Below are 12,866 nucleotides of genomic sequence, written 5' to 3' on the forward strand. Positions count from 1 at the left end.
TAGAACTTGCGGAAGAACGGCTTCGGCTGGCGCGCTGCCTCGGCGGCTCTGCAAAACTGCTGAAGGATGTGTCGACTGACACAAGCGGCAATGCGCTTTCCATTTTTGCGATAGCCATCGTTCCGATGCTGGCGCTTGTCGGATCGAGCATCGACATGGGCCGAGCCTATCTCGTCGAATCCCGACTGCAACAGGCGTGTGACGCAGGCGTTCTCGGTGCGCGCAAGGAACTGGGCACGATCACCAGTTTCGACCCCGCCACCGATGGCGGCCAGATCGCGACAAAGGGCAATCGTTTCTTCAACGCGAACTTCGCAGACGGCATCTACAGTTCCATCGATCGCACCTTCGACATGGCGATCGAGGACGACAATTCCATCAGCGGGAATGCCTCTGTCATCCTGCCGACCAGCGTCATGCAATTTTTCGGACGAGACGAGATTTCGATTGCAGTCAAATGCCGCGCCGAACTGACGATCCCGAACACGGATATCATGATGGCCCTCGACGTGACAGGATCGATGGCTGAAACCAACCCGGGCGACAGTTCCTCGAAGATCTCGGTGCTCAAGTCTGTGGTGAAGAGCTTCTTCACCACGATGGAAAATTCCAAGCAGCCGAGCAGCCGCATCCGCTACGGCTTCGTGCCCTACTCGACAAATGTGCGGGTGGGGCCGCTGCTGAAGGACGAATGGGTCGTCTCCTCGTGGAACTATCCGTCGCGCACCCTGATTGGAACGAACAACACTTCCGGAACCCACGGCTACTACAGCGCCGTCTCCCCGGTGTCAGGTTCCAACGCGACCGCGCAATCGACTTTTGCGGCCACGCTGAGCGCCGGTTCCTACACCTGCACCAAGCCTGCGGATACGGTCACGACTTCGACGACGCTGCTGTCCACGACAAGCCAGGCCGTGACAGAGCCCAGCGGGACGCGCACCACCTATACCTACAATCGCACGCGCAATGGCAAGGCATATAGCGTCAGCGTTTCGGGCTCCACCTGCACGCTGTCGACGACGACGTTCAGCAACTACGTCGACACGTTCAAGTACATCACAGAGCCAAGTCTGGGGACCGGTAGTTCCTGGCTGTACAAGGATGTTACGCTGGGCATGTCGAACTGGCGCACGGCCTCCAACGGCTGCATCGAGGAACGGTCGACCTACGAGATATCAGACTACGACAACGTCGATCTCAGCCGCGCCATCGACCTGGATATCGATCGCGTGCCTTCCGCTTCGAATGCCGACACGCAGTGGCGACCGATGTATCCCAACGTCATCTATGAGCGATCGCGCCTTTGGAACGGGACCGGAACGTTCACGACAGCGACGGTTTCAACCAACAACGAGTTTCTGTCTCCGGGCGTCGCCGGGTTTGCAGCGTGCCCGACCGTGGCCAAGAAGCTGCAGGTCTGGACGCAGGCCAGCTACGATGCCTACATCGACAGTCTTGTCGCTGCCGGCAGCACCTATCACGACATCGGCATGTTGTGGGCCGCCCGCCTGCTCTCGCCCACCGGTATCTTCGCCTCCGAAAACGCGGATACCTCGGCAAAGCAAAAGACAAGCCGGCACCTGATCTTCCTGACCGATGGCCAGACCTCGTCGCTCGACATCAGCTACAGCTCCTACGGGGTCGAGCCGCTTTCCCAGCGAAGGTGGAGCCCGAGTTCGTCGCGCACGCTGACGCAGACCATCGAAAGCCGCTTTTCGTGGATATGCGAGGCAACCAAGAAGAAGAACATTACCGTGTGGTTCGTTGCGTTCGGAACCGACCTCAATCCGATCATGACCAATTGCGCCGGGCCTGGCCATTACTTCAGTGCCGGCAACTCCGCCGAACTGCAGGACGCGTTCGAGCAGATCGCGAAGTCTATCGGCGATTTGAGGTTGGCGACGTGATGCGCCGTGGCCTTTGCAGCATGGTGGGCGATCGCGCCGGTGTTGCAGCGGTGGAGTTCGCCATGATCGCTCCTGTCCTGGTCATGGCCCTGATCGGTCTGTTTGACATGGGCTATGGGGTTTATGCCAACACCATGCTGCAGGGCGCGCTGCAAAGAGCGGCGCGCAATTCGACGGTCGAAGGGGCGGCAAGCCGGGTAGCTGAGATCAACCAGGCTGTAATCGACGAGGTGCGCCCGGTTGTTCCCAAGGCCGACTTCACCTTCACGCGCAAATCCTACGCCAACTTCAGCGATGTCGGCGTGGGAGAAGACTATACCGATGCCAACGGCAACAACGTCTGCGACGATGGCGAGGCATTCGAGGATGCCAACGGCAATGGCGCCTGGGATCAGGACCGGGGGACGGAAGGTGCTGGCGGCGCGCGCGACGCGGTTCTTTATACGGTGACGATGAAGTACCCGCGGATGTTCCCGATGGCGTCGCTCATCGGACTACCGCAAGTGGTCACCAGCACGGCCAGCACGGTGCTGCGCAACCAGCCTTACGACCTGCAACGAAGCAACGCCAAGCTGGGGAATTGCGCATGATTTCGGGGATTTGCCGCAGATTGTCGCGCAGCGTTTCCGGCGTTGCTGCAGTGGAGTTCGCGCTTGGCCTGCCGGTGATGCTTTCGCTCGGCTTGTGGGGAGCGGAACTGGGCAATCTGGCGGTAACGCACATGCGGGTCAGCCAGCTTGCCATGCAACTCGCTGACAACGGATCGCGCATAGGTGACGTGTCCATGCTCGAATCGCTGCGCATCTATGAAAGCGACATCAACGACATGCTGGTGGGGGCCAAGATCCAGAGCGGCAAGCTGGATCTGTTCGAACATGGCCGCGTGATCATCAGCAGTCTCGAAGTCGTGCCATCGTCGGAAAGCACGCAGTACATCCACTGGCAGCGATGCATGGGCAAGCGAACCGTGCAGTCGGCCTACGGAAGCGAAGGCACCGGGCTGGACGGGTCGTTGAAGGGCATGGGACCGACCGGCGAGGAGGTGACGGCATCAAAGGGAGACGCGGTCATCTTCGTCGAGATCAGTTATGAGTACCAGCCGCTGGTGAGCAGCCGGTTCGTGCCAAACAGAGTCATCAGCACCACGGCCACCTTCAATGTCCGCGACGATCGTGACCTGACGCAGATCTACCAGCGCAACACCGCATCACCCGACACAGTCGCACGCTGCAACGTCTTCAACGCGATCTGATCCGGCGTTACATCATGAAAAAAAGGGGCGCCCGGCGGGACGCCCCTTTTCTGTTTTCGCCACAAGGCTGAAGCTCAGCGATAGCAGACCTTGCGAACGGCGGCAGCGATCTTGCCGGCGTCGATCAGCGCGGCCTTTTCGAGGTTCGCAGCATAAGGCAGCGGTACATCCTCGTCGCAGACGCGCAGGACCGGGGCGTCAAGATGATCGAAGCCCTCTTCCATGCAGATCGCGATGATTTCCGAGGCAATCGAGCAGACCGGGAAGCCTTCTTCGGCCACGACCAGACGGTTGGTCTTGGCAAGCGAGGCCAGCACCGTTTCCTTGTCGAGCGGACGCAACGTGCGCAGGTCGATCACCTCGGCATCGATGCCTTCGCCAGCCAGCTGTTCGGCCGCCTCGAGCGCGAAACCGACACCGATCGAGTAGGACACGATGGTCACGTCCTTGCCCGGACGCACGATCCTCGCCTTGCCGATCGACAGGACGAAATCGTCCATCTGCGGCACATCGAACGTGCGGCCGTAGACGAGTTCGTTCTCGAGGAAGACGACCGGGTCTTCGCTGCGGATCGCTGCGCGCAGCAAGCCCTTGGCATCGGCGCTGTCATAAGGCGCGATGACGACAAGGCCGGGCACGCTGGCGTACCACGGGCCATAGTTCTGCGAGTGCTGGGCACCCACACGGCTGGCCGCACCGTTCGGGCCACGGAACACGATCGGGCAGCGCATCTGGCCGCCCGACATGTAGTTGGTCTTGGCAGCAGAGTTGATGATGTGGTCAATCGCCTGCATGGCGAAGTTGAACGTCATGAACTCGATTACCGGACGCAGGCCGCCCATGGCCGCGCCGGTGCCGATGCCGGCAAAGCCGTATTCGGTGATCGGGGTATCGATCACGCGCTGCGGGCCGAACTCTTCAAGCAGGCCTTGCGTGACCTTGTAGGCACCCTGATACTCGGCGACTTCCTCACCCATGACGAAGACGCGGTCGTCGCTGCGCATTTCCTCGGCCATGGCATCACGCAGCGCCTCGCGCACCGTGGTCGGCACCATCGTGGTGCCAGCGGGCAATTCCGGATCGGCGGCGGGCTTTGCATCGGTCTTGGGTGCAATGGCAGCCGCCGCCTTGGCCTTGGCGTCCTGCCCGGCAGGCGCATCGCTCTCGGCAGCCTTCTGCTCGACAGCCGGGGCCGCAGCAGGCGCAGGCGATGCAGCGTCATCTTCGCCCTGGATCGTGGCGATAACGGTGCCGACTTTCACGCCTTCCGTACCCTCGGCGACGAGAATCTCGCCGATCGTGCCCTCGTCGACGGCCTCGAATTCCATCGTCGCCTTGTCGGTCTCGATTTCGGCAAGAATGTCGCCGGACTTCACTTCATCGCCGGCCTTGACCAGCCACTTCGCCAGCGTGCCTTCCTCCATCGTGGGAGAGAGTGCCGGCATCTTGAGTTCGATTGCCATCTCAGTACGTCTCCACCAGCACGTCGGTATAAAGCTCGGCCATGTCCGGCTCGGGCGATGTCTCGGCGAAGTCCGCCGATTCGGCGACGACCTGGCGGATGCGCTTGTCGATTTCCTTGATCTTTTCCTCGGTCACGCCGCGCTTCAACAGTTCGGCCTTGGCGCCTTCGATCGGATCGTGATTGTCGCGCATGTCCTGCACTTCCTCACGGCTGCGATACTTTGCAGGATCGGACATGGAGTGACCGCGATAGCGATAGGTCTTGAGCTCCATCAGCACCGGGCCATTGCCTGCGCGCACATATTCCAGCGCGACTTCGGCTGCCTGGCGCACTTCGAGCACGTCCATTCCGTTGACGTCCATACCGGGAATGCGGAACGCGGTGCCGCGACGATAGAAGTGCGTTTCGGCCGAGCCACGCTTGACCGCGGTGCCCATGGCATAGCCGTTGTTCTCGACCACGAAGATGATCGGCAGCTTCCACAGTGCAGCCATGTTGAAGGTTTCGTAGACCTGGCCCTGGTTGGCAGCACCATCGCCGAAGTAGGCCATGCAAACACCGCCATCGCCGCGATACTTGTGCGCAAAGGCCAGCCCTGCCCCCAGCGGCACCTGGGCGCCGACGATGCCGTGGCCGCCGTAGAACTTGTGCTCGGTGCTGAACATGTGCATCGAGCCGCCCTTGCCGCGCGAAATCCCCGCGCCGCGTCCGGTGAGCTCGGCCATGATGACCTTGGGATCGATACCGTAGGCGAGCATGTGACCATGATCGCGATAGCCGGTGATCACGCTGTCGTGGCCTTCGTTCAGTGCCGACTGCAAGCCAACGGCAACCGCTTCCTGTCCGATGTAGAGGTGGCAGAAACCGCCGATCAGACCCAGCCCGTACAACTGGCCGGCCTTTTCCTCGAAACGCCGAATCAGGACCATCTGCTCGTAGAACTTGAGCAGCTCCTCGTCGCTGGCGTCATAGCGTTTGTTGTTTGCGTGCGCTTGCTGAAGGCTGCGCAGGGCAAAGGCTGCTTCCTCGGCCACGTCCGATGCAATGATCGGCTCCTGCACTGGCGCGGCAGCCGCATTTGCGGAAGGGGCGGGCTTAGCTGGCGATCTGGCGGCGCGGGGCCTGGCGGGTTTGGCCAAGTCTGGGTATCCTTTTCTGGCAGCCTCGTGTTCCGTAACGTCCGGAACGCTTTCGCTTCTGCCTATACCCGACAAGGAGCCATTCGCAACGACGTTCGGTTGAAACGAACCTTTTGTGGATACCTATGCAATTTGCGCAAACCGCTATGGTTCGTTGTTCGCGCACGCACACGCCTGCAGCCGCATGAATGTGCGGCGCCAGGGGAAAGCTGTGTTTGCGGAAGTTGGGAAGTGGCGCACCCGGAACGATTCGAACGTCCGACCCTCAGATTCGTAGTCTGATGCTCTATCCAGCTGAGCTACGGGTGCCTGCCATGTCATCCCTCACCACCCTCGAGAGGGAAGTGGCGCACCCGGAACGATTCGAACGTCCGACCCTCAGATTCGTAGTCTGATGCTCTATCCAGCTGAGCTACGGGTGCTTGGGAGACGCGCCTTTACGGGGGCGATTCAGCTTTGGCAACCCCTTCCTGAAAACGAATCAACGCTTTTGCCAGGGGTATGTCGAGAGGGGGCATCGTAAAGCTGGCAAGTGCGTGAAGGTCTGCCCAGGCAACGGCGGCTCCGTCCTCACGCGCGGTCGGCTCGCCTGTCCATCTTGCGCATGTGTAAAGCAGCAGCACGAGCGGACGTCCGCGCGGTCCGCTGCCGGTGACAAATGCTGCCGGCGCGAGATCCGGCTCGGCCAGCCCTATGCCCAGCTCTTCGTCGATTTCCCTTACAAGCGCCGATTCGCACGATTCGCCCGCTTCGACCTTGCCGCCTGGAAACTCCCACAGGCCGCCATGGGCCTTTCCCGCAGGCCTCTGCTGCAAAAGCACTTTTCTGTCCGGCCCGCACAAAGCGAGAGCAACCACGACCTGGACTGTCGACAATTCTTCCAATGCCGCCACCTCTATCAACCTTTTCTTAGGCACCCATCAGTAGAAACCACTCAGCCGCAATCCTTGGGAAAGATCATGAAGACCCTGTTTCGGAAAATCTTCCGTAATGAAAGCGGCGCTACGGCCATCGAATATGGCCTGCTCATCGCATGCATCGGCATGGTGATGACCTTCGGCATGAAATCGTTCTCGGCTGCCATGTACGACATGTGGAGATCGGTAAACGAAAACACTGCCGAGAAAGTGCTGAAGAAGTGACTTGGCTTAACCCCTTCTTAGGTTTTGCTAAGTAACAATGCGAATGCTCGCTCCGGGGACAAAGTTGGGGCGAGACGGGAAAAAGAAGACCGATACTCTAGGAGACCGAACATGAAGCTTTTCCGCAATCTGCTCGCCGACAACGAAGGTGCAACCGCCATCGAATACGGCCTGATCGCTGCCCTCGTCGCCGTGGCCGCCATCGGCGCCATGAGCCAGCTCGGCACCTCGCTGACCGAAACCTTCGGTCAGGTCAGCACCGAGATGCAGGACGCCAAGACGGCTGGTCCGATCACGACCACTCCGTAATTCCTGATTACGCGCTTGAAGGGGGCGGATACTCGGTATCCGCCCCTTTTTTGCGTCAATAGACTACCAGCTTGATTTTCTGACCCGGAGTCAGACGGCTGGTCGAAGACAAGCCGTTAAGCACCAGAAAGCGCTCCAAAGGCCGGTCGGTGTAGGCCATGCGCGCCGAAAGCGACTGCAAGGTGTCGCCGGATTTTACAGTGACGACCGAAAGGCGGCGCGGTTTGACAGCAGAGGCCTCTGTCGCGCTGAGCCGGCGGATCGAGCGGAACATCGAATCGAACTGGCTGGCCTGCCCCGCCTGGCTGATCGTGGCAAAATGATACGCCTGATTGGGCCCGAATTCATAGGCGAACACCACCACATCAACCTGGCCGTTGCCGCTGTTGACGCGTGCGGCGCCGTAAGCTGCCGGAATGCCGTTCACCGTCGTCCGTTCGATCGTGGAAGGCGCAAGCTGCTGTTGGCTGGAAAGCCCGGCGAATACGGTGCGAACGTAGTTTTCAAGGCTGCCGTTGTAGGTCGCGGTCGAGAACTCGCCCTTCCCGCTCTGGCCCGAAATCGAGACCGCGCGGGTCCCATTGACCATGTAGAAGCCATTCGGGGCCGTGAAGCCAAGCCGAAGCGTCGGGTGGGTGAAGCGCGAGCCATCGACGATTCCCTGCGCCGGGTCATCGCCATAGGTCAGCCCGTTGACACCCGCCAGGAAGACGTCGCGATTCGTAATCCCCGTCCGCGAGCCGGCCTTGGCAAGCGCGGCCCGCACGCGCGAGGCAGGATCGGGATGCGTGCTGGCCCATTCCGGAACCTGATTGGCCGTCCCCTTCAGGCTGGCATCAAGGGTGTTCTGCGCAGCAAGGCTTTGCAGCACGGTGGACATGGCGCGCGGATCGTACCCTGCGCGCTGGAGGTAGGTTATCCCGAGATTGTCTGCTTCGGTTTCCTGCCCGCGCGAATACTTCAACGTCAGCAACTGGCTGCCGGACGAGAAGATCTGCTGGCCGAGCTGGCCGAGCGAGCCATTGCCAAGAATAGCGCCGGAGAGGAGCGTGCCAAGCGCGCCAAGAATGCTGTTGCGCTGCGCCGCGCTCTGCCGCTTTTGCGCATGACGCGCAGCAACGTGGCCGACTTCATGCCCCAGGACGCCGGCAAGTTCTGCCTCGTTGTTCATCAGGGTGGCCAATTGGCGCGTGACATAAACATAGCCGCCAGGAATGGCGAAAGCGTTGTTCACAGGTGAGTTCAGCAGGCTCACCGTAAAATCGCCGCGGGCGTTGCTGAGGCCCGACTGCACCGCGATATCCTTGCCGATCTTTTCGACATAAGCGGCCTGAGGCCCGGTCATCGCCCCGCCGAATTCCTGAAGCAACTGCGGATGCGCTTCTGCCCCTTGGCGCTTGTCGGAAGCGCTGATCGCTGTCGTTCCGCTCTGTGCGGTGGCAGGGCTCCCCGCCTGGCTGGCACAGGCCTGCAGTGTGACAGCCGCAATGACTGCTGTCGAAAGCACCAAGGCGCGCGACGGACGATAAGCTGGCATTCCAATCTCCCCAAACAAGGTATGAGGCAAACGCACGCGAACGATCGCGCCGCGTCACCTTGAACACGGTCGAACAATCGTTCTGTCGCAAATTGGGTTCCCGCACGCCAGATGGCGGGAGAAGGTCAGCCGCCGATCTGGAGGAATCGCTCTGCCCGAAGGCGGCGCAACTCGTCGGCCGATTTGCCCGAAAGCGCGTCAAGTTCCTCGGCGATGGCCTTGCCCAAGGTCGCACTGGCTGCCACGGGATCGCGGTGCGCACCACCCATCGGTTCTGGCACGATGCGGTCGATCACGCCAAGCGCCAGCAGGTCCTGCGCGGTTACCTTCATCGCTTCGGCAGCGTCTGCTGCCTTTTCAGAAGTGCGCCAGAGAATCGATGCGCAGCCTTCAGGCGAGATCACCGAGTAGACGGCGTGTTCGAACATCAGCACCCGCTCGGCGCTTGCCAAGGCGACGGCGCCGCCAGAGCCGCCCTCACCCACGATGGTGGCGACCATCGGTACGCCAAGGGCAAGGCAGGCTTCGGTGGAGCGGGCGATCGCTTCGGCCTGCCCACGCTCTTCCGCTTCGACGCCGGGAAACGCGCCGGACGTGTCCACCAGTGTTACCACCGGCAGGCCGAATCGACTGGCCATTTCCATCAGGCGCACTGCCTTGCGGTAGCCTTCAGGTTTGCCCATGCCGAAGTTGTGGCGAAGGCGGCTTTGCGTGTCATTGCCCTTCTCGTGACCGATGAGCATGACGCGCCGGCCCGAGAGCTTCGCAAATCCGCCGATTATCGCCTGATCTTCGCCGAACAGGCGATCCCCGCCCAACGGCATGAAATCGGTGAAGATGTTCTCGACATAATTGCGGAAATGCGGACGCGCCGGGTGACGCGCGACTTGCGTTTTTTGCCAAGGCGTCAGCGCGCGATAGGTGCTGGCGAGCAGTTCGCCCGACTTGCTTTCAAGGCGGCGGATTTCAGACGCAATGTCGATGTCGCCCGACTGCGCAGTTTCGCGCAACTCGGCGATGCGGGCTTCGAGCGCTGCGACCGGCTTTTCGAACTCGAGATAGGAAATCATGGCGCTTCCGCTAGGCCGGAGGGATGATTTGGTCAACTGCGCGCAAGGGGGTGGCGCTGGTTGACAAGCGCCACAAGCCGCGATGCGTCGACGTGGGTGTAGATCTGCGTGGTCGCGATATCGGCGTGGCCGAGCAGGGTCTGGAGAACGCGCAGATCGGCCCCGCCTTCAAGAAGGTGCGTGGCAAAGGCGTGACGCAGCACGTGCGGACTGACCTTTACCGGATCGATCCCGGCCCTGAGCGCCAGATCGCGCAGCAGTTGAAAAAGCCGCACCCGCGACAGATGACCGCCGCGCGGGCTGGGAAACACGAAGCGTCCGCCTTTGCCCCGCGCCAACAGCCAGTCGGAGAGGGCCTTGATGGCGCGAGTCGAGATCGGCACCATGCGCTGCACGCCGCCCTTGCCCGCGATCGTCAGGAAGGGCGCATCTCTCGGAATGGCCGCCAGGGGCAGCGAGACGAGTTCGGTTGCACGCAGGCCTGATCCGTAAAGCAATTCGAGCAAGGCCAGCATACGCCGCTTTTCCGGCTCCCCACCCGCTGCTTCGCTCTCGGCGGTAAGAAAAAGAGCCGCTACCTGTTCGTGCGAGAGCAGGCGGGGAAGTGGCCTTCGCGCGCGGGGCCGTGGAAGCGCCGATGACGGATCATCCGCACGCATCCCCTCGTCCACCATGAACCCGAAAAACTGCCGCAGCGCCGAAGACTTGCGCGACAGGGATGATGGAGCAAGGTCAGCCCAGACCGTGCCCAGTTTGGCGATCTGGTCAGTAGTGGCGCGTTCGAGCGGGCCGATGGCTTCAGCAGCGCCAGCAAGATCACGGCGATACGCCGCGAGTGTGTTGGCTGCCGCACCTCGCTGCGCGGCGAGCATGGCCAGGAAACCTTCGACAGCCGGTTCTGCCGTTGCCTTCACTTGGTCACACGCGCGAAACGGCTTCTGCTGCAATCATCCGCGCCTCGGCATCGAGTCCGACGCGGTTAAGGGCAGAAACGATGTGGTACAGATGCAGCGGCGTCATCTTGTCCCAGCGGTCGCTTTGCATGCCGAACGCTGCCAGCATGCCCACAAGCGCCGGGTTGCCCGATCCGGCAGCGTCGGAGATCGCCCTGGTCCATCGGGTCTGGCGATTGAAATCGACGCCCAGCGTTCCGGCGAAATCGCGCGCTGCCCCGGCATCAACCCGCCCGAGACCCATCACGCCAGCAAGCAGAAAGCGCGAGCGGAGCGTATCGGAAGAATCATCGCCATCGCGGAAGGATCGAAGCGCTTCGGCACTGACATTGTTTGCGCGTCCGGGATTTGCCAGAACCAGCAGCCCCCACGCCTCGCTACCCACCGGACACCACGGCGCCCACTTCAGTGCATTGCGATCGAGCCCTGCCGCCAGCATGGACGAGATAAGCGGCGCGGCCTGATCGGCGAGCGCTTCGGCCGGGACGACCCTCGCCGCCGCATAGGCCGTCATGACCAGGCCGGCATAGGCACGGTCGGCATCTTGGGCGTCACCCCAAACCGAACGAATGGCGTCGACGCGATCCGTCGCACTGGCTGCGGTATAGGCAGAGCGCAGCTTTTCAGCGCGCGAAGACCAATCGTTGGCCTGTTCGTCGGCCCCTTCCCCTTCCCGCAGCGCATACAGTTCGCTGTATAGATCGACCATGGCCCGAGCCGAAAGCTGCCCGCGAGCGGCCGCCACGTCAGCGGCTTGGGCACGCGATGCAAGCGGAAGCATCGGTGCGCGAACTGCGAGAAGGCTGTAGGGAGCTCCAGCCTTGTCGCGCAGTTGCTGCGGCGGTTCGAGGCCGGTTGCGAACGACAGGCCGATGGACCACGGGGTGAGGGATTCAACCCCATCCCATTCGATCTTTACAGCGCGGCGGGCATTTGTTGCCGCTCCTGCAAACTTCTGCGCCAGAAGGATGTCGATCTTGGCCCCGGCGCCTCGGCGCAGGGCGCGATCAAGCTGCGACATGGCCGTCGAACCCTCGTCGCTGAACGCCGAGCAGATCGAACGGGCAAGATCCCAATCCCATCCCGGCCGGCGTGCCGCCGTGAGGGCGGTGATCGGACACAGGCCCACGGGATCGGCAGTGGCAAGGAAGCTGCCCATCGCGGCATCTTCGAGGCTTCGAGTGAAGTTGCCGCTGTCAACCGACTGTACCATCGAGCGGGCGAGATCGGCCTCGCCCATGCGCAGGAGGAGTTGCGCGCGGGCCGCTGCCCAGTCCGCACCGTTCATGCCGACAGGTGTGGCCAGCCGACTGGCCAGAACACGTCGTGCGAGGATATGGCCCCAGCGCGAGACGAAGCGGCCATTCGTCTTGGCGAGCACGCCCTCGACGAAGCTGCCGTTGACGAAATGGGTGGAAGTGACCGGCAGCCCGCCATCGCCTTCTGCAATAATGCCTACGGCATCGAGGCTGCGCTGCCCTGCCGGGGGAATGTCATACTTCGGGCGTGCGGAATCGATGAGCTTGGCAAGCAGGGCGGGGTCGATCGAATCAAGCAGCGCCTGATCGCTGATGCCGCCCGCAGCCGATACTGGAGCAAGGTCTCCGCCTCCGGGCTGTCCCGGAACTGGTTGGACAACCGGTGTGCTGGCAGAAACCGGCGCAGACGCCGCTTCTGGCGACGCCTGTGCGGTGCGCGCGGGGGTTGCGGCGGAAGATCTTGCAGGTGCCGGCGCAGCCGTGCGTTGCGGTGCCGGCCGTGCCGGGGCTGGATTGTCAAAACCTGGTGGAAGCAGCGATTCCTGCGCGGTCAGCGCACTGGCTGCCGTGACAAGCAATGCTGCCCCGCCCAGCAGAAGACCAGTCCGCCGCATCACTTGGACCCGCCCTGCGCTGCGCTTTGCGTCACGGGTTGTTCGATCCAATGCATCTGCTGGCTTCCACCCTTTACCCACGCTGCTGCAATCAAGGCGACCAGCACGACCGCGCCGGCCACGGCAAGCTTCTTCATCTGAACGCATCCGGTTTTGCAGCCGGGATATCCCGATCCGCAGGCGATACTTGCAACCGGCACTAGCGCAAGTATAGGCGGC

Annotated in this window: 13 protein-coding genes and 2 tRNA genes; 5 read left to right on the forward strand and 10 right to left on the reverse strand. The window is 62.0% G+C overall.

Annotated features, from left to right (window positions below; genetic code table 11):
• Nucleotides 1–68 precede the first annotated feature (68 nt).
• Genes B9A23_RS01755 through B9A23_RS01765 form a run of 3 tightly spaced genes read left to right on the forward strand, consistent with a single transcriptional unit; the run spans nucleotide 69 to nucleotide 3,159 of the window.
• On the forward strand, nucleotides 69–1,907 hold the full coding sequence (locus B9A23_RS01755) for a Tad domain-containing protein (RefSeq protein ID WP_217806570.1): 1,839 nt from the start codon (nucleotides 69–71) through the stop codon (nucleotides 1,905–1,907).
• The gene (locus tag B9A23_RS01760) at nucleotides 1,907–2,497 is read left to right on the forward strand and encodes a TadE/TadG family type IV pilus assembly protein (RefSeq protein WP_084277079.1); all 591 of its coding nucleotides are present in this window, start codon (nucleotides 1,907–1,909) and stop codon (nucleotides 2,495–2,497) included. The genes B9A23_RS01755 and B9A23_RS01760 overlap by 1 nt, the downstream gene beginning before the upstream one ends.
• Complete coding sequence (locus B9A23_RS01765) at nucleotides 2,494–3,159, forward strand: TadE/TadG family type IV pilus assembly protein (protein WP_084277081.1); 666 nt, start codon at nucleotides 2,494–2,496, stop codon at nucleotides 3,157–3,159. The genes B9A23_RS01760 and B9A23_RS01765 overlap by 4 nt, the downstream gene beginning before the upstream one ends.
• 74 nt (nucleotides 3,160–3,233) lie before the next feature.
• Here B9A23_RS01765 and B9A23_RS01770 read toward each other — a convergent pair whose 3' ends face one another.
• The 5 genes from B9A23_RS01770 to B9A23_RS01790 form a co-directional block, all read right to left on the reverse strand.
• Nucleotides 3,234–4,622, reverse strand: a complete 1,389-nt coding sequence (locus B9A23_RS01770) for a pyruvate dehydrogenase complex E1 component subunit beta (RefSeq protein WP_084277083.1) — start codon at nucleotides 4,620–4,622, stop codon at nucleotides 3,234–3,236.
• A gap of 1 nt (nucleotide 4,623) precedes the next feature.
• The gene (pdhA, locus tag B9A23_RS01775; RefSeq protein ID WP_254894958.1) at nucleotides 4,624–5,634 is read right to left on the reverse strand and encodes a pyruvate dehydrogenase (acetyl-transferring) E1 component subunit alpha; all 1,011 of its coding nucleotides are present in this window, start codon (nucleotides 5,632–5,634) and stop codon (nucleotides 4,624–4,626) included.
• 361 nt (nucleotides 5,635–5,995) lie between these two features.
• Nucleotides 5,996–6,072: transfer RNA gene (locus B9A23_RS01780), tRNA-Arg, on the reverse strand.
• Nucleotides 6,073–6,108: 36 nt separating this feature from the next.
• A tRNA-Arg gene (locus tag B9A23_RS01785) sits at nucleotides 6,109–6,185 on the reverse strand.
• Nucleotides 6,186–6,200: 15 nt separating this feature from the next.
• Complete coding sequence (locus B9A23_RS01790) at nucleotides 6,201–6,680, reverse strand: (deoxy)nucleoside triphosphate pyrophosphohydrolase (protein WP_368655921.1); 480 nt, start codon at nucleotides 6,678–6,680, stop codon at nucleotides 6,201–6,203.
• Between the two features lie 42 nt (nucleotides 6,681–6,722).
• Here B9A23_RS01790 and B9A23_RS22140 point away from each other — a divergent pair, with 42 nt between their 5' ends.
• The gene (locus B9A23_RS22140; protein ID WP_139797282.1) at nucleotides 6,723–6,905 is read left to right on the forward strand and encodes a Flp family type IVb pilin; all 183 of its coding nucleotides are present in this window, start codon (nucleotides 6,723–6,725) and stop codon (nucleotides 6,903–6,905) included.
• Nucleotides 6,906–7,016: 111 nt separating this feature from the next.
• Nucleotides 7,017–7,214, forward strand: coding sequence for a Flp family type IVb pilin (locus tag B9A23_RS01800; RefSeq protein ID WP_084277087.1), 198 nt, complete (start codon nucleotides 7,017–7,019; stop codon nucleotides 7,212–7,214).
• Between the two features lie 55 nt (nucleotides 7,215–7,269).
• Here B9A23_RS01800 and B9A23_RS01805 read toward each other — a convergent pair whose 3' ends face one another.
• The 5 genes from B9A23_RS01805 to B9A23_RS22650 all read right to left on the reverse strand — a co-directional run bounded on the left by B9A23_RS01805 (nucleotide 7,270) and on the right by B9A23_RS22650 (nucleotide 12,784).
• Complete coding sequence (locus B9A23_RS01805; RefSeq protein ID WP_084277089.1) at nucleotides 7,270–8,751, reverse strand: M48 family metalloprotease; 1,482 nt, start codon at nucleotides 8,749–8,751, stop codon at nucleotides 7,270–7,272.
• A gap of 125 nt (nucleotides 8,752–8,876) precedes the next feature.
• Entirely contained in the window at nucleotides 8,877–9,821 is a 945-nt protein-coding gene (locus tag B9A23_RS01810) for an acetyl-CoA carboxylase carboxyltransferase subunit alpha (protein ID WP_084277091.1), read from the reverse strand.
• Between the two features lie 32 nt (nucleotides 9,822–9,853).
• On the reverse strand, nucleotides 9,854–10,735 hold the full coding sequence (locus tag B9A23_RS01815; RefSeq protein WP_084277092.1) for a tyrosine recombinase: 882 nt from the start codon (nucleotides 10,733–10,735) through the stop codon (nucleotides 9,854–9,856).
• Nucleotides 10,736–10,739: 4 nt separating this feature from the next.
• The gene (locus B9A23_RS01820) at nucleotides 10,740–12,647 is read right to left on the reverse strand and encodes a hypothetical protein (protein WP_084277094.1); all 1,908 of its coding nucleotides are present in this window, start codon (nucleotides 12,645–12,647) and stop codon (nucleotides 10,740–10,742) included.
• Nucleotides 12,647–12,784 carry a hypothetical protein gene (locus tag B9A23_RS22650; RefSeq protein ID WP_176217839.1) on the reverse strand — a complete coding sequence of 46 codons (138 nt, stop codon included), beginning with the start codon at nucleotides 12,782–12,784 and terminating at the stop codon, nucleotides 12,647–12,649. Before B9A23_RS22650 ends, B9A23_RS01820 begins: the two co-directional genes overlap by 1 nt.
• Nucleotides 12,785–12,866 lie beyond the last annotated feature (82 nt).

Source organism: Novosphingobium sp. B1 (assembly GCF_900176395.1).
GTDB lineage: Bacteria > Pseudomonadota > Alphaproteobacteria > Sphingomonadales > Sphingomonadaceae > Novosphingobium.